Consider the following 17,165-nt stretch of genomic DNA (forward strand, 5'->3'; position numbering starts at 1 on the left):
TGTTGTTACCAACACTGCGACTCAATATTACTGACTAAAACTAAGTACCTTTGCAACAAGTGCAATGTACCGTTGTTATTCTGAATTAATGAATTAATTCGTGTGTCATTGATATTGATTCTTTTTGTCCCCTCTTACAAGTAAGGAGGACTTTTTTGAAATCTACTACCAATGCTCACACAGATTGTTTGATTAAATTGTTAAAGAGCGAGCCTTTCGGCGAGGTGCGTATAATACGCTACCTGTGAACCTTGTCAACACCTTATTTTAAATAAGATTTTCGACTCAAACTCTAGGAGTTTGTTGGTTCCGACTAGGTTAGTGGCTTGCGCCTCAGTCCTTGTCTGTGCGGCGTATTATAGGGAGTTGAATTACATTGGCAAGGGTTTATTATCAATTAAAAACTGTTTGCTTATTTAATAAACAAAACCTATTTTTATACATTTATATGCTAGTTTATTTGAGATCAAACTTTATAGTTTTATGATTAGCAAAGCATGTATACATTTAGGTAATATACGCGCCTTGATTTTTCTCCGTTTTATTTTGAGTGGTATTTTATGACATTTTCTTTGGGTCAACGTTGGATCAGTGATGCAGAATCTGAATTAGGCCTTGGCACTATCGTCGCTATTGAAGGGCGCATGTTAACATTGCTGTTTGCTGCTTCTGGCGAACAACGACTTTATTCAATTGCCGAAGCACCGGTAACACGTGTGCGCTTTAATATAGGTGATGAGATTATTAGTCACGACGAATCTAAAATATTGGTTACCGATATTGATGATGAAGGCGAGCTTATTACCTATATAGGTACTTCAGTGGCGACAGGTGAACCTGTTCGCTTGAAAGAAACCTTTTTAAATAACTTTATTAAATTTAATAAGCCGCAAGATAAACTATTTGCAGGTCAAATCGATAAATTTGATCGCTTTGGCTTACGTTATAAAGCGCTGACCAACCAACACACTCAACAAAAATCAAACCTTCGTGGCTTACTAGGCCCTCGTGTCGATCTTATCCCTCACCAATTTTACATTGCTGAAGAAGTTGGCCAACGTCATGCGCCACGTATTTTATTAGCCGATGAAGTAGGTTTGGGTAAAACTATCGAAGCAGGTCTTATCATCCACCAGCAAATTATTACTGGTCGTGCTAAACGTGTATTGATCGTGTTACCAGAAAACCTGCAACATCAATGGTTAGTTGAGATGATGCGTCGCTTCAATCTGCATTTCAGTATTTTTGACGATAGCCGTTGTAGTGAGGCTTATGCAGATGCGGTTAATCCTTTTGATACTGAACAGTTAGTCTTATGTAGCATCAACTTATTGCGTAAGAAAGTTCATTTTGAAAACGCATTAGAGGCAGAATGGGATCTGCTTATTGTTGATGAAGCACATCACCTGATTTGGGATAAAGAAAAACCAAGCCGTGAATACCAAGTTATTGAAGCATTAGCGCAAGAAACACCTGGAGTTCTGTTATTAACAGCGACACCAGACCAATTAGGTCACGAAAGTCATTTTGCACGTTTACGCCTGTTAGACCCAAATCGTTTCTATGACTACCAAAAATTTGTCGATGAAGAGCTAGGTTATAAACCTGTCGTTGATGCCGTAAATCAATTATTAGATAACCAACCACTGTCTAATGAAGCACAAAATAGTATTACCGACTTACTTAGTGAACGAGATATTCAACCACTACTGAAAGTTATCGAAGATCTGCCGCCTGGTGATAGTGAACGTTCACAAGCAGAGCGCGAATTGATCAGTAATTTATTAGATAGACACGGTACTGGTCGTTTATTGTTTCGTAATACACGTTCTGCAATTAAAGGTTTTCCAAAGCGTATCCTAAAATCGATCGCCCTACCGCTGCCTGAACAGTATAAAACAGCAATGAAAGTATCTAAAATGCTGCCTTCTGGAACGATCGAAGAGCAAGCTTTTAGTGCACTTTACCCGGAACAGATGTATCAAACCTTTGAGGGTGGTACAAGCAATTCATGGTGTGCTTTTGATCCTCGTATCAGTTGGTTAATTGATCTCATTCAACAAAATAAAGATGAGAAAATATTAATCATTGCTGCACAGGCTGAAACAGCTTTAGCATTAGAAGAAGCATTACGTACGCGTGAAGCGATAAAAGCAGCGGTTTTCCATGAAGGGCTATCTTTGGTTGAGCGTGATAAAGCTGCAGCTTATTTCGCACAGGTAGAAAATGGCGCTCAAGTGATGCTATGTTCAGAAATTGGCTCTGAAGGTCGCAATTTCCAATTTGCACACCATTTAGTGCTATTTGATCTGCCTATTAACCCTGACCTGTTAGAGCAACGCATCGGACGATTAGATCGCATCGGCCAACGTTGTGACATCCAAATTTATACGCCTTACCTAAAAGACACTGCACAGGAGCATTTGCAGCAATGGTATGAGAATGGTTTATCCGCTTTCACCCAAACAACACCAACAGGACATACTATTTATGAATTAGTAAAAAATGACCTGATTAACCTACTTGCAACAGGTGAAAATAATAACGGTGAATTTGATAAATTAATTCAAATAACGAGTTCAGAGAACAGCAAGCTAAAAGCACAACTTGAACAGGGTCGTGACCGTTTACTTGAAATAAACTCCAGTGGAGTCTTACATGAGAGTAATCTGTTGGATGATATTACTGAAATAGATCAACTACCTGATTTCACTACTTTTGCCCTACAGTTATTTGATGTTGTCGGTGTTCAACAGGAAGATCAAAGTGAGCACTGTTTAGTCTTGCGTCCTACTGATCATATGTTAACCAGTGATTTTCCGGGCTTACCAGAAGAAGGCGCAACGGTTACCTTTAATCGCCAAACTGCATTAAGTCGTGATGATGTTCATTACCTGAGTTGGGAACACCCAATGATAACAGGTGGTATGGAGATGATTTTAAGCAGTGATACAGGCACAACCTCTGTTGCTATTCTTAAAAATAACTCATTACCACCCGCATCTACTTTCTTAGAGTTAATCTATGTAGTCGAAGCGATTAATACGGATAATGCGCAACTGAGTCGCTTTTTGCCAACCACCCCAATCCGCCTATTGTTAGATAAGAACGGTAAAAACTTAGGTAAAAATGTCACCTTTGATAGCTTTGAACGTCAACTAAGTCCTGTTAATCGTCATATTAGCCGTAAAATAGCCAATACATCACAACCGTTAATTCATCAGTTAATTAAAGATGCATTACCAACGGCACAAACCTTGATGGCTGATATTTTATTAGACGCTAAAACGAATATGCAACAGACACTGCAAGGTGAGCGCGATAGGCTACAAGCACTGCAAGCGGTTAACCCTAATATTCGAGAAGATGAGGTACAATTTATTCGTGACCAACAAACTAACTTCGAACAGATATTAGATCAAACCCAGCTAAAACTAGATTCATTACGCTTTATTGTTTCTACACAAGCATAAACTAAAGCTGTAAGCTGACGGCTAATGCTGTCAGCTTTATCTTACTAGATAGCTTTCTACCTTCCAGTCTTTGAGCGAACACTACTATGCCACATTTTGTTTATAATCCTCCGCAAAAGCCTTACCTCGACATCCTTTATCAAGATGAAGATATTGTTGTATTAAACAAACCTGCGGGCTTATTAAGTGTGCCAGGTCGTGAAAAGAAGCATTCCGATAGTTTGGCACTACGTATTTTACGTATTTGGCCAACTGCCTGTGTTGTACATCGATTAGACCTTGCTACTTCAGGACTGATTGTTTTAGCAATGCGAAAATCAGCACAAAGCCATATCGGCCGACAATTTCAGCAAAAAGTGATTGATAAGACTTACTATGCACGTGTTGAAGGTATCATTGAGCAAGACAGTGGTTTAGTAGATCTACCGATTCGATGTGATTGGGAAAACCGCCCTCGCCAAATTGTTGATTTTGAACAGGGTAAAAGCTCGCAAACCGAATGGAAAGTAATCAAACGTGAAAAACAAACAACGGTTGTTGAGTTAACCCCTTTAACGGGCCGAACACATCAACTGCGAGTACATATGCAACAAATAGGTCACCCTATTGTAGGCGATGATTTTTATGCCAGTGAATTTGGTAAGAAATTTTCACCACAGCGATTAGCACTTCATGCGGGTAGCATTACATTGACCCACCCCACTACAGAGCAGCGCGTCACCTTTAATTGCCCACCAACATTTACCCCATGTAACCTATGAATTTTAGATACATAGATAACAGGTAATTTCTTTCAAAGGTGTAAATTTATTCCATTAAAACCAGTATTTAACAATTTGTTAACATCATATTGCATTTTATTATATAAAATAACGTTATTATTGCTAAATCAGCCCTTTTATAAACTTAAAAAGCTAGCCTAAATCACAATTTTTAACTAAGATTTAACCCTCGATTTTATGTTGTAATAAAACAACCAAATCGAGAAAATATATTTTATATATACGTCACAATTGGCAATACAAAAGGAAAGTAATGTTGATTTTTTTCCTTTTGTAAATTGTACGTAAATCGACATTCATCTATTCATTAATAACCACAAGCGATCACGGACTTACTATGCAAATAGGTATACCTAGAGAGATCCAAGAAAATGAAAACCGCGTAGCAGCAACCCCTAAAACGGTTGAGCTATTGATTAAACAAGGTTTTACTTTTCTTGTAGAAACAAACGCCGGGGCTAACGCTAGCTTTTCGGACCAACTTTTCAGCGAAGCGGGTGCAGAAATTAGCACTACAGCAAGTGACGTTTTAGCATCGGACATTATCTTTAAAGTAAATGCACCGACCCCAGCTGAAATCGAGCAAATTAAAGAAGGTGCAACGCTAGTTAGTTTTATCTGGCCAGCACAAAACCCTGAATTGCTTACACTACTTGAAGCTAAAAATATCAGCGTTATTGCAATGGACAGCGTGCCACGTACTTCACGTGCACAAGCACTTGATGCACTTAGCTCAATGGCAAACATTGCAGGTTACCGTGCGGTAATCGAATCAGCTAATCAGTTTGGTCGTTTCTTTACCGGTCAAATTACAGCTGCAGGTAAAGTGCCACCAGCAAAAGTACTAATTATTGGTGCAGGTGTTGCCGGTCTTGCTGCACTGGGTGCTGCAGGTAGCCTTGGTGCGATTGTTCGTGCATTCGACACTCGCCCAGAAGTAAAAGAGCAAGTTGAGAGTATGGGCGCTGAATTCTTGGAAGTTAATTACCAAGATGAAGAAGAAGTAAGCTCTGACGGTTATGCTAAAACAATGAGTAAAGGCTACCAAGAAGCGCAAGCTGCAATGATGGCTGAACAAGCAAAAGAAGTGGATATCATCATCACTACTGCACTTATTCCTGGTAAACCAGCACCAAAATTAATCTCTGAAGAGATGATTAAATCAATGAAAGCGGGTAGCGTAATTGTTGATTTAGCAGCGGCTGCTGGCGGTAACGCAGCACTCACGGTTAAAGATCAAGTGTTCACTACTGAAAATGGCGTTAAGATTATTGGTTACACTGACTTACCAAGTCGTTTACCAACTCAATCAAGCCAACTGTATGCAACAAACCTAGTTAACTTAATGAAGCTACTTTGTAAAAACAAAGACGGCCAAATTGACATCGATTTTGAAGATGAAGTTATCCGTGGTGCAACGGTTGTTAAAGAAGGCGAAATTTCTTGGCCACCACCAGCAATCAACGTAAGTGCTGCACCTGCGCCAAAAGCTGAAGAAGTTAAAGAAGCCGTTGTTGTTGAAGAAAAAGCACCCAACAAATGGATTAAACCTGTTTCAGCTGTCGTAGCTGCAGGCCTATTTGGTTGGTTAGCAGCCGTTGCTCCAGCTGACTTCTTAGCACACTTCACAGTATTCATGCTTGCATGTATCGTAGGTTACGGCGTAGTTTGGAATGTTGCGCATTCACTACATACACCGCTTATGAGTGTAACCAATGCTATCAGTGGCATCATCATCATCGGTGCATTATTACAAGTGGGTAGCGATAACGTTGTTGTTACCGTGTTATCTACGATTGCAATCTTAATTGCAACGATCAACATCGTGGGCGGTTTTACCGTGACACACCGTATGTTGAAAATGTTCCAGAAGGATAAATAATAATGTCTCAAGGATTAATTACAGCAGCATATATCATCGCTGCAATGTTATTCATCGCTAGCCTTAACGGCTTAAGCAGTCAAGAAAGTGCTCGTAAGGGTAACTTATTTGGCATCATCGGTATGATCATTGCTGTTATCGCAACGATCGCAAGTGCACAAGTATCTGGCATGGGTTACATCACTATCGCTATGGCGGTAGGTGCAGCTATCGGTGTACGTTTAGCACTTAAAGTTGAAATGACGTCAATGCCTGAGCTAATCGCGATTCTTCACAGTTTCGTTGGTCTAGCAGCTGCATTTATCGGTTTCAATTCATACCTAGATCACGGTGTGTTATTGGGCGCAGCTAAAACGATTCATGATGTAGAAGTATTCCTAGGTATCTTCATTGGTGCGGTTACTTTCACAGGCTCTATCGTTGCCTTTGGTAAGCTAAGTGGCAAAGTAAGCAGCTCAGCATTATCACTACCGGGTAAAAACTGGATCAACATTGCAGCGGTTACCTCATCTGCATTCTTACTGGTTGCATTCGTAAGTGGCGACATCGGTATCACAGCACTTATCATTATGACGATCATTGCATTAGCATTTGGTTGGCATTTAGTGGCTTCTATTGGTGGTGCAGATATGCCAGTAGTAGTATCAATGCTTAACTCATACTCAGGTTGGGCTGCGGCTGCAACAGGTTTCATGCTAGCAAATGATCTACTTATCATCACAGGTGCATTAGTAGGTTCAAGTGGTGCGATTCTTTCATACATCATGTGTAAAGCGATGAACCGTTCGTTCATCAGTGTAATCTTAGGTGGCTTCGGTAACGAAGATACCTCTGGCGCTGTAGACAAAGAATACGGTGAGCACACTGAAACTAACGCAGCAGAAGTTGCAGAAGCACTGAAAGCAGCGAAAAACGTTGTTATCGTACCTGGTTACGGTATGGCGGTTGCACAAGCACAATACCCTGTTGCTGAAATAACTAAACGTCTTCGTGAGAAAGGCAAAAACGTACGTTTTGGTATTCACCCAGTTGCGGGTCGTCTACCTGGTCACATGAACGTATTACTTGCTGAAGCAAAAGTACCTTATGACATCGTATTAGAGATGGATGAAATCAACGATGATTTCCCTGAAACTGATGTGGTATTAGTTATTGGTGCAAATGACACAGTAAACCCAGCAGCAAACGAACCAGGCACACCGATTTCAGGTATGCCAGTATTAAGCGTTTGGGAAGCTGAGAAAGTCGTTGTATTTAAACGTTCAATGGGTGCTGGTTACGCTGGCGTACAGAATCCATTGTTCTTCAATGAAAACTCTGACATGTTATTAGGCGATGCGAAAGCGTCAGTTGATGCGATTCTACAGAATCTATAATCAGCAAACTTAATCATTTAAAAAGCCGAATCATTTGATTCGGCTTTTTTATTACCTCTGCATTAATAGCATTGCGCATAATGCCTAGTAAAGTCATATCAATCTGTTTTATCCTCCACTTTAAATCACGTTCGATCCCTCCTAAAAGAAATAATCATTGCACTCATTTTTTGCTAAACCAAGATGAACTCTACTACTCTTATCCGATAGGCTAACTCCCTGCAACTCAAACACTCCAACCTTGGTAAAATTTCGATATGGAGAGTTCAGGATAGAGCAGCTCAATAATCAACAAGCACCTTAATTAAAGTACCTTGGAAATGGATATCAGGTAACGAAACATGAAATATTCAAAAAACTGGCTTATTACGGCGATTGTATTTATCGCTTTACCTTTTACACAGACAAGTCCGGCTGAGACGCTTCGGGTTATGCTGCATACAGGTTCCTTTCCCCCCTATTTTTTTGAAGAGGGAGATCAAAGGACAGGGACGATTAAAGACATTTTCACTGCTATTAGCCAAGAAACTGGAGACTCTATTGAATATGTTCGAGTTCCTTTTAAGCGGGCACTGCGCCTTTTTGAAAACGGAGAAATTGATATCGAGCCAATGACAAACCCAATTTGGCGACAGAATTCATCAATACAGAGTGTTTATAGCATTCCATTCACCGCTTCCGAAGATGTAATTATTTTCCAAGCAGATAAATATATTGCAGTACACTCTGGCGATGACTTATTAGGTAAGCGATTAGGGGTTGTCCAAGGCTACAGTTACCCTGCATACCAAGCATACTTTGCCGCTGGGCGAATAAAAGCAGCGCCCTTTCATGACGAAAACAAACTTATTCAGTTATTAATTGCCAAGCGTTTAGACCAAGCCTTAATTAATAAAGACTTTGCTCAGTATCAAATAAAAAATGAGAATTTAACCGGGCAACTAAAAATAGGAGAGCCTTACAGTGTGCTGGACATGATGATCCGTTTTCACCCAAGCAAAGCACATGTATTACCGAGGTTTAATAAAGCCCTTAAAAAGCTTTTGAAAAGCGGCAGTATCAACAACATTTACAACCGTTATCGTTGAACAAAAGGCAGCCCTTATCAAAAGATAAGAGCTGTTATCAATAGTTAGATTAAGAAAATTGCTCTTGATGCCAATGCGAAAAACGAGGCATGAGCATCATCACCAATAAAACCGATGTTAATCCCCCCATTAAGATGACCACTGCGTAAGGTGCCGTTAACTCTGTTTGTTGAATTAACCCAGCTAACAACGCAGCACCACTCATTTGAATACAGCCTAACATTGCCGATGCGGTGCCTGCGCGCTCACCAAAGGCACTCAGAGCCATTGACGTTGCAGGTCCAAGTAATAAAGCAAAACCAATACACAACAGCATCATAGGGAGCATAAATGCAAAAGCAGCAGGTAAACCTGATGTCGGTCCGAATTGCTGTACTACAACTTGTAATATCGCTGAGCTAAGCAGTGTAAATAGCGCAATAATAGCAGTTGGACGATTACCACAGCGCTTAATCACCCAAGGTGCAGCAAATGCTGCAGCAATATTAACCGTCGCATTTAAACCGAATAACATACTAAAGCTCATTTCTGAAACACCTAAATGGCTAATTAACCAATCAGGTGCATAGGATACATAAGTCAGAATAGAAGCCATACCCACCATACAAGCAAGCGCGTAGAACATGAAGTGCGTATCACTTAACACCGGTTTGAAACGATTCCAATGATAAAGGGAACCACTCGTTTGAGTATTGTTAGGACGCGTTTCTGGCAATCTAAAAGCAACAATCAGTAAAATGATAACGGCAAATAAGGCCATAAATATGAAGGTAGAACGCCAACCAAACTGCAACGCTAACATTCCGCCAAATGTAGGTGCTAATGCCGGTATGACACAAATAACACCGTTTAAATAGCTATAATATTTAGCACTATCAGCACTGTTAAAGGTATCTCTTACCGCGCTAAAGACCACAATTGAAGTTGCACATGCAGCAATACCTTGCAGTATTCTTGCACCCTGCATAAGTTGGAAATCAGTGGTAAATGCAGCTAATAAACTACTCGCGATGTATAATACGATACCCGCTAACGCGATTGGACGGCGCCCAAAACGATCTGCTAACGGGCCAATTAATATCTGCCCAACCCCTAACGCAAACATAAATAAGACTAACGTTGACTGTATGTCACTCGATGAAACATTGAACTCAGTAGCCATCACTGGCATAGAGGGTAAATAGATATCAATAGCGAGGGGGCTTAATACCACCATCGACATTAATATCGGTAAAATTGTTTTGCGCATTAGGAGCCTTAAGGGATTTAGTAATGAGTAATGAGTTGTTAGTTGAAAGCCATTCACTGATAATTTTCAGCGTGCAGTTTACTCAAACAGAGATATGAATCATAATGGCATTTTTTCAGAACTGAATTTCCCTCAGGGAATATCTGTCCATTTGGAGCCTCTATGAATTTAGGAAACCTTGCCAAAATAGATCTTAACTTATTGGTAACCTTACAGATATTATTAGAAGAAGAGAGTGCAACACGTGCTGCTAGTCGTTTGCACCTCAGCCCATCAGCGTTGAGCAAGAGCCTTAATCGCCTTCGAGAAACCTTAGGAGACCCACTTTTCCTGCGAACAGCCCATGGCCTAAAACCAACTGCTCATGCCCTGCATTTAAAACAACAGTTGCCAGAGATATTACAAGCACTTTATCAAGTCACTTTACCTCCTAGCTTTAGTGCAGCAACAAGCCAACGACAATTTTCTTTCGCGATGGTCGAGAGTGCCTACGAAACCTTGTTACCAGCCTATATCGGCCCACTGCTTAATCAAGCCCCAAATATAAAGTTAGATACCTACGGTTGGAATGAAAAATCGATGCAGGGTCTACTACAGGGAGAGATTGATTTTGGCATTACGGCAAGGGATTTGCATCCAACATCAGATTACCGTTTGAATAATCTTCCCTATGGGATTGTTCAGACTACCCTTTTTACTGACAAACAAGTTTGTTTAGTACGTAAGAACCACCCTATTCTTGATACGGTGAAACAAAAACAGTGGGATGTTGCCGCATACCTCAATATGAAGCATGTTCAGGTTCGTTGTGAAGGTAACGATTGGTGGGCACTCGATTATCACCTTGCAGAGTCTAACCAGCATCGCCGCATTAGTAGTACATTGCCGGATTTCTATGGTGCAGCAAGTGTCTGTGCACATAGTGATCTTATTTTCACCGTGCCATCAAATTTTGTCGCGCATGCACAGAAACTTTACCCATTAGTGGAGGTGCCACTGCCAATACCGTTCTCTCCACTTGCTTACGTACTGTTATGGCATCAACGTAATAATGATGAACCTGGACATAAATGGGTTAGAGAAAAAATTTGCGACAGCATCAAGCATCACTAATCATTTACTTTTTTATCACCATTAAGCAACACCAATGAGAGTAAGTAGTAACATAATTTATCTTATTGAGCACTGAAGTCACTTTTACAGCAAAAGCTTGTAAACAATGGGCGCAAGCAGGTCAAATAATTAACTGTTTCCCAAAAAAAGATACTAACCTATAACTTATTACTGCTAGTATCAGCAATCAACTTGATCTTCACAAACTCATTTGAGTGACTTATTTTATAGAAGGTAATAAATGCAAAAAATTCTCTGTTTTGGTGAGTTAGGCGCTTATTGGATTCCTCGTGGTACACAAACTATTGATCAGTTAGAGGTACCTCTTTACGCACAATTTCCCGGTGGTTCGGCTGCCAACGTTGCCGTTGCATGCCAACGCTTAGGTATCAGCAGTGCTCTAGTAGGGCAAATTGGCTTCGATACGGTCGGGCGTTATGTAAAAGATTGCATCGAGAGATATGAAGTAGATTGTAAATACTTACTGCAATCAGATTACTCAACACCGATGGCATTTTTGCATTTAGATACAAAAGGTAAGCGCTCGTTTAGCTTCAATCGAGATAATACTGCTGATTTAAACTACCCTAGCAGTGAGTTACACTCAGAGATGTTTGCAGATGTTGGTATATTCCACTGCTGTTCAAATAGCTTAACCGAACAAGCAATTTATGAATGTACGTTACAAGCGATGCAGATGGCGAAGGCTGAGCAGACATTAACCAGCTTTGATGTGAACTTACGTTTGATCATTTGGCCTGATATGAAGCAAGTTAAACCACGTGTCATGCAGATGATGCACTATAGCGATATCGTAAAATTACGCGTCGAAGAGATCAACTACCTACGTGGTACTCAATCGGAATCTGATTTTTTATCAGAATTATTTGAATGCGGTGTAAAAGTAGTTTTGATTAGTGATGCTGAACACCCGGTACGTCTATATACTAAAAGCCATCATCAATCATTAATGACACCAACAGTTGAAGTCGTTGATATTACTGGTGCTGCAGATGCCTTCAGTGGCGGTTGGTTATATGGATTATTAAAACAAGGTATTCACAACCCATCACAATTAGAAAATGCATGTAATAAAATCACACCGTTAATTGATGCGGTTAATATTGCAATGTGTTGTGGTGCTTATGCGATTACTCAAAAAGGAGCTTGGAGCGCAATGCCAACGCACTCTGACATTAGCGAACTATTAACATCAATCGAAACGATTTAAAGATTTATAGCCTTTATCAACTTAATGAATATGAGGCTATACAGCCTCTTTAATAAAAGAGGCTAAGCGCTGAATCGCTTGTTGCAGATGTTGGTCATGGGTAAAACCACTTTTTACCCTTGGTTTCAGATCATGATCCCCATCTTCTAACCATAGCCACTCGATTATCGAAGGTAAGTTGTAATTATCTACCTCTTCAAAGCTCCCTAATTTATCTCGTGTTCCTTGAATAATTAACTGCTTTTGTTTCACCAACGGAAAATGGTCAATGCGTAATTTATCTAACTTACCAACGGGATGAAAAGGGAAACCTAAACAAGCAACCCCTTTAATTTCTGTTAACTGATTTTCTTCAAACATAGACGCAACTAAGCTCGCCATCCGTCCGCCCATCGATTTACCACCAATCACTATCGGTCTTTTCTGCTCAGCGTTCAATAGCTTGATTCTATCTTCAAACTGCTGAATCAACTTAGGCGCACGCTCCGGTGGTCGACGAGATCCCGTCTCCACGCGTTGCTGCATATAATCAAAATTAAAACGCATGACACAGATGCCCTGTTGCGCAAGTCCTTCTGCGATAGTTTGCATAAATACAGAGTCACAGGGGGCACCTGCTCCATGAGCAAACAGGAACAGTGGCCCATCTTCTGGACCGTCAGCCATAAATGTAGTGCTAGATATCATCATAAATTCCTATAAACCCATCGCATATTTCATCACTCTATTTTTTAACTGCCCACTATTTTGAGCTGCAAGCAATACTGTTTTACGTAATAAACGCACCGCACTAACGTCACTTTTACTGCCCTTATAGAACAGATCCATTGCGCTTTGCATTAACAAGTTGTGTGGCTTACGAAATAACTCGTAACGCTTAAGTAATGTCGGCATAGGCAGATCGCTGCTATGCAGTAATAAGTCGACCAAGCATTGCACATCTTTAAAGCCAAGGTTCACTCCCTGCCCAGCTAATGGATTAATGGTATGCGCCGCATCACCTAATAAAACGGCACAACCTTTATGATAGGTTTGTGCATGGCGACGCGTTAAGGGGAATGAACCTTTATCGATCACTTCAAAATCAAAGTTCAGGGTTGGAAACTCTAGCTCTATCTGCTTTTTAAGCTGGCTATTACTCAGTGATTGCAACTGCTTTATTTTTGCAGGGCTGTGGTACCACACTAAACTGGCGTTATTTTCGGCCAAAGGTAAAAACGCACAGGGCCCCGTTTCGCGAAACTCTTGCCAAGTAATATTTTGCTGTGCACTATCGGTTTTAATATTAATCAGCATACAATGTTGACGATAATCCCAGGCTGTAATACCAATATCCAATAACCGCCTAGTCGCAGAATTAGCGCCATCACAAGCAATTAATAGATCACCTTTTAATAGTTGTTCATCCGTCAATAGTACAGAGACACCAGTATCACTATTATTAACACTTAGTAGTTCACTATTTTCATAAAAATAGACATTATTTAAACGCTCTAACGCTTGCCACAATACAGCCTGAATCCAGCAATTCTCTGCGATATAACCCAGTGCTTGCATCCCTAACTCGGTGCTATCAAATTTTAGCTTACTGCTACCCACTTCCCATGTTTGCAAACCTTGGTAAGCACATAAGCGGTTTTCAGGGAGATCATCCCAAACCCCCGCTTGCATTAATAAATTTTTACTCTGTGCGCTAAACGCGGAAACCCGCAGTTCAAAGGGCGCGTCATCAGTTGGCAGTTGCACAGGATTTTTTTCAACAAGATGAATAACAAAACCCTTTTTAGCAAGTAATAAAGCGGTTAATGCACCAACCATGCCTCCACCAACAACTATTATCTCTCTGTTTTTCATCATCTTATCTCTTTTAAATGGGTTAACTCATTGTACTTAATTGAGCCTAAAATTGAAGACCCAACAAACAAGTAGCAAGTTAGCCATGATCTGCGTAAAATGTGCGCTCTTTTATTTATATACTCATATTAGCGTAATTATCGTTATGAGTATTTAGCACTTCAGATGAGTTACAGATTATGAGTTTAAAATTACACGTCAAAACTTGGGGCTGCCAGATGAATGAATACGATTCTTCAAAAATGGCAGACTTATTAAATTCAAGCAATGGTTATATCGCTGTTGATAACGCAGAAGATGCAGACGTGATTTTATTAAATACCTGCTCAATTCGCGAAAAAGCACAAGAAAAAGTATTCCATCAGCTAGGTCGTTGGAAGCAATTAAAAGCGATCAACCCCGATCTTATTATTGGCGTTGGTGGTTGTGTTGCCTCACAAGAGGGTGATGCTATTCGCCGTCGTGCACCCTATGTCGATATTGTTTTCGGACCGCAAACATTGCACCGTTTACCAGAAATGATCAAACAGGTTAAATCTGATGAAGGTTCTGTGGTTGATGTGAGCTTCCCTGAAATCGAAAAATTTGATGCGATGCCTGAGCCAAAAGCAGAAGGTGCAACGGCCTTTGTTTCAATCATGGAAGGCTGCTCTAAATACTGTACTTTCTGTGTTGTACCCTACACACGTGGTGAAGAAGTAAGCCGCCCATTAGATGACGTTTTATTAGAAATAGCACAACTTGCAGAGCAAGGTGTACGTGAAATAAACCTATTAGGCCAGAATGTAAACTCATACATTGGTGCTACCCACGATGGTGATGATTGTACGTTTCCTGAGTTATTACGTTACGTTGCTTCTATCGATGGTATCGACCGTTTACGTTATACCACCAGTAACCCAATCGATTTCGATGAAGATATTATCGATGTTTACCGCGATACACCTGAGCTGGTCGACTTTTTACACCTACCAGTGCAAGCGGGCTCAGACCGTATTCTTAATTTGATGAAACGTGGTCACAATATTGAGCAATACCGTCAAAAAATTGCAGCACTTAAAGCGGTTCGCCCTGCGTTAACATTAAGCTCTGACTTCATTGTTGGTTTTCCAAATGAAACCGATGAAGATTTTGAGCAAACCATGAATCTTATCAACGAGATCGGTTTTGATACCAGCTACAGTTTTGTTTATAGCCAACGACCAGGTACACCAGCAGCAGATATGCCTGATGATGTGACGCTGGAAACTAAGAAACAACGTTTAGCTATTTTACAAGAGCGTATTACCCAGCATGCACAGCAGATTGGGCGCCGTATGGTAGGTTCTGTACAACGTATTTTAGTTGAAGGCCCATCACGTAAAAACATCATGGAATTATGTGGCCGTACTGAAAATAACCGTATTGTTAACTTTGAAGGCGATCACCGCTCAATTGGTGGTTTTGTAGATGTTGAGATCACTGAAGTACATAAGAATTCGATTCGTGGTAAGTTTATTCGTGGCGAAGAAGAGATGAATCTGCGTGAATCTATCCGCCCAAGCGATATCGTAAACAAAAAAACAGAGAACTTAGGTGTGCACACCTATACGCCAGAATAAGGTTTAACTACGTTGACAACACAATTAACTACAGTACATCTTGATTTAGTGCCACAGGACAGTGACCGTTTAGCGGTATTATGTGGTCCATTTGATGACAATATTAAACAAATTGAACGCCGTTTAGGCCTTGAGATTGTTTATAAAGATGCACACTTTCAGATTATTGGTGAGCATCGTTATGCGCAAGCGTGTAATGACCTTTTAAAAGAACTTTACATTGAAACACAGCCGATTAGAGGCAAAACAGCAACATTAACTGATGGCGATGTACACCTTGCCCTGCAAGATTTAATTGCAAACCATCGTCTGCTTGAAATTCGTTTAGCGGAAGCTAAAACAGGAACTCAAAGCCTAACGATTAAGACTAAACGTGGCGTAATCAAGCCACGTGGTGAAAACCAAAGCCAGTATGTTAGCAATATATTAAGTAATGATATCAGCTTTGGTATTGGTCCTGCCGGTACAGGTAAAACTTATCTCGCTGTTGCTTGTGCCGTTGAAGCATTGGAACGCCAGGAAGTACGTAGAATTTTATTAACCCGTCCAGCTGTTGAAGCTGGTGAAAAGCTGGGTTTCTTACCCGGAGACCTTTCACAAAAAGTGGATCCTTACCTACGCCCATTATATGACGCGTTGTTTGAGATGCTTGGTTTTGAGAAAGTTGAGAAACTGATTGAAAAAAATATCATCGAGATTGCACCACTAGCTTATATGCGTGGACGTACCTTAAATGATGCTTTTATTATTTTGGATGAAAGTCAAAATACCACTGTTGAACAGATGAAAATGTTTTTAACGCGTATTGGCTTTAACTCAACAGCGGTTATTACGGGTGATATAACTCAAATCGATCTGCCTCGTCATCAAAAATCAGGTCTTCGTCATGTTATTGAAGTATTAAATGATGTGGAAGAGATCAGCTTTAGCTTCTTTACCGCTGATGATGTAGTACGTCACCCAGTGGTGGCACGCATTGTGAAAGCCTATGAAGCCTTTGAACGAAAAGTAGAAATAGAGTCGGAAAAATCATAATGGAACTGTTTGTTGATCTACAACTAGCCACTGAAAATGAAACCGCTTTACCGCTATTAGCTGACATTGAAAAATGGGTCGCAATAGCTATCGAAGCGGGATCCGATATAGATAGAGAGGAAGCAGAACTAACCGTTCGTTTGGTCGATAGTGAGGAGAGCCAACAGCTTAATCATGACTATCGCGGTAAAGATAAACCCACTAACGTGCTCTCATTTCCTTTTCAAAATCCACCCGGGATCACATTACCTTTGCTAGGTGATCTGGTAATCTGTAAACAGGTGGTTGAAAAAGAAGCAGATGAGCAATGTAAAAGTTTAAATGCACATTGGGCACATATGTTAATTCATGGTACCTTGCACCTACTTGGTTACGATCATATTATCGAAGAAGAAGCCATTGAGATGGAAACCCTAGAAACTAAATTATTAGTTGAATTAGGCTTTCCTGCTCCTTATAACGAACAAGAGTAAAAAACAGT

13 protein-coding genes are annotated in these 17,165 nt (G+C 40.4%); 10 read left to right on the forward strand and 3 right to left on the reverse strand.

Annotation, left to right across the window (positions count from 1 at the left end):
- Positions 1-560: 560 nt before the first annotated feature.
- The 5 genes from rapA (at position 561) to QQK09_RS16325 (ending at position 8,601) form a co-directional block, all read left to right on the forward strand.
- A complete protein-coding gene (rapA, locus tag QQK09_RS16305; RefSeq protein ID WP_284205226.1) occupies positions 561-3,473 on the forward strand; it encodes an RNA polymerase-associated protein RapA in 2,913 nt (970 codons plus the stop codon).
- Between the two features lie 86 nt (positions 3,474-3,559).
- Positions 3,560-4,234, forward strand: coding sequence for an RluA family pseudouridine synthase (locus QQK09_RS16310; RefSeq protein ID WP_284205227.1), 675 nt, complete (start codon positions 3,560-3,562; stop codon positions 4,232-4,234).
- 358 nt (positions 4,235-4,592) lie between these two features.
- Entirely contained in the window at positions 4,593-6,137 is a 1,545-nt protein-coding gene (locus QQK09_RS16315) for a Re/Si-specific NAD(P)(+) transhydrogenase subunit alpha (protein ID WP_284205228.1), read from the forward strand.
- A gap of 2 nt (positions 6,138-6,139) precedes the next feature.
- Positions 6,140-7,513: a Re/Si-specific NAD(P)(+) transhydrogenase subunit beta gene (pntB, locus tag QQK09_RS16320; RefSeq protein WP_284205229.1), complete on the forward strand. Its 1,374-nt coding sequence runs from the start codon at positions 6,140-6,142 to the stop codon at positions 7,511-7,513.
- 341 nt (positions 7,514-7,854) lie between these two features.
- The gene (locus QQK09_RS16325; protein ID WP_284205230.1) at positions 7,855-8,601 is read left to right on the forward strand and encodes a substrate-binding periplasmic protein; all 747 of its coding nucleotides are present in this window, start codon (positions 7,855-7,857) and stop codon (positions 8,599-8,601) included.
- A 49-nt stretch (positions 8,602-8,650) separates the two neighbouring features.
- Here the strand turns inward: QQK09_RS16325 and QQK09_RS16330 are convergent, their stop codons facing one another.
- Complete coding sequence (locus QQK09_RS16330) at positions 8,651-9,850, reverse strand: multidrug effflux MFS transporter (RefSeq protein ID WP_284205231.1); 1,200 nt, start codon at positions 9,848-9,850, stop codon at positions 8,651-8,653.
- Between the two features lie 162 nt (positions 9,851-10,012).
- Here QQK09_RS16330 and QQK09_RS16335 point away from each other — a divergent pair, with 162 nt between their 5' ends.
- On the forward strand, positions 10,013-10,963 hold the full coding sequence (locus tag QQK09_RS16335) for a LysR substrate-binding domain-containing protein (protein ID WP_284205232.1): 951 nt from the start codon (positions 10,013-10,015) through the stop codon (positions 10,961-10,963).
- A gap of 241 nt (positions 10,964-11,204) precedes the next feature.
- Entirely contained in the window at positions 11,205-12,194 is a 990-nt protein-coding gene (locus tag QQK09_RS16340; protein ID WP_284205233.1) for a carbohydrate kinase family protein, read from the forward strand.
- A 36-nt stretch (positions 12,195-12,230) separates the two neighbouring features.
- Here QQK09_RS16340 and QQK09_RS16345 read toward each other — a convergent pair whose 3' ends face one another.
- Both QQK09_RS16345 and QQK09_RS16350 read right to left on the reverse strand, forming a co-directional pair.
- Positions 12,231-12,884 carry an alpha/beta family hydrolase gene (locus QQK09_RS16345; protein WP_284205234.1) on the reverse strand — a complete coding sequence of 218 codons (654 nt, stop codon included), beginning with the start codon at positions 12,882-12,884 and terminating at the stop codon, positions 12,231-12,233.
- A 6-nt stretch (positions 12,885-12,890) separates the two neighbouring features.
- Positions 12,891-14,051, reverse strand: a complete 1,161-nt coding sequence (locus QQK09_RS16350; RefSeq protein WP_284205235.1) for an FAD-dependent monooxygenase — start codon at positions 14,049-14,051, stop codon at positions 12,891-12,893.
- A 176-nt stretch (positions 14,052-14,227) separates the two neighbouring features.
- On the opposite strand from QQK09_RS16350, the gene miaB reads away from it, so the two are divergent.
- The 3 genes from miaB to ybeY are packed head-to-tail and all read left to right on the forward strand — an operon-like array spanning position 14,228 to position 17,157.
- On the forward strand, positions 14,228-15,649 hold the full coding sequence (miaB, locus tag QQK09_RS16355; protein ID WP_284205236.1) for a tRNA (N6-isopentenyl adenosine(37)-C2)-methylthiotransferase MiaB: 1,422 nt from the start codon (positions 14,228-14,230) through the stop codon (positions 15,647-15,649).
- Positions 15,650-15,661: 12 nt separating this feature from the next.
- Positions 15,662-16,684, forward strand: coding sequence for a PhoH family protein (locus QQK09_RS16360; RefSeq protein WP_284205237.1), 1,023 nt, complete (start codon positions 15,662-15,664; stop codon positions 16,682-16,684).
- Positions 16,684-17,157 carry an rRNA maturation RNase YbeY gene (gene ybeY, locus QQK09_RS16365; RefSeq protein ID WP_284205238.1) on the forward strand — a complete coding sequence of 158 codons (474 nt, stop codon included), beginning with the start codon at positions 16,684-16,686 and terminating at the stop codon, positions 17,155-17,157. Before QQK09_RS16360 ends, ybeY begins: the two co-directional genes overlap by 1 nt.
- The last annotated feature ends 8 nt before the right edge of the window (positions 17,158-17,165 follow it).

Source organism: Psychromonas marina (genome assembly GCF_030161115.1).
Lineage (GTDB): Bacteria > Pseudomonadota > Gammaproteobacteria > Enterobacterales > Psychromonadaceae > Psychromonas > Psychromonas marina.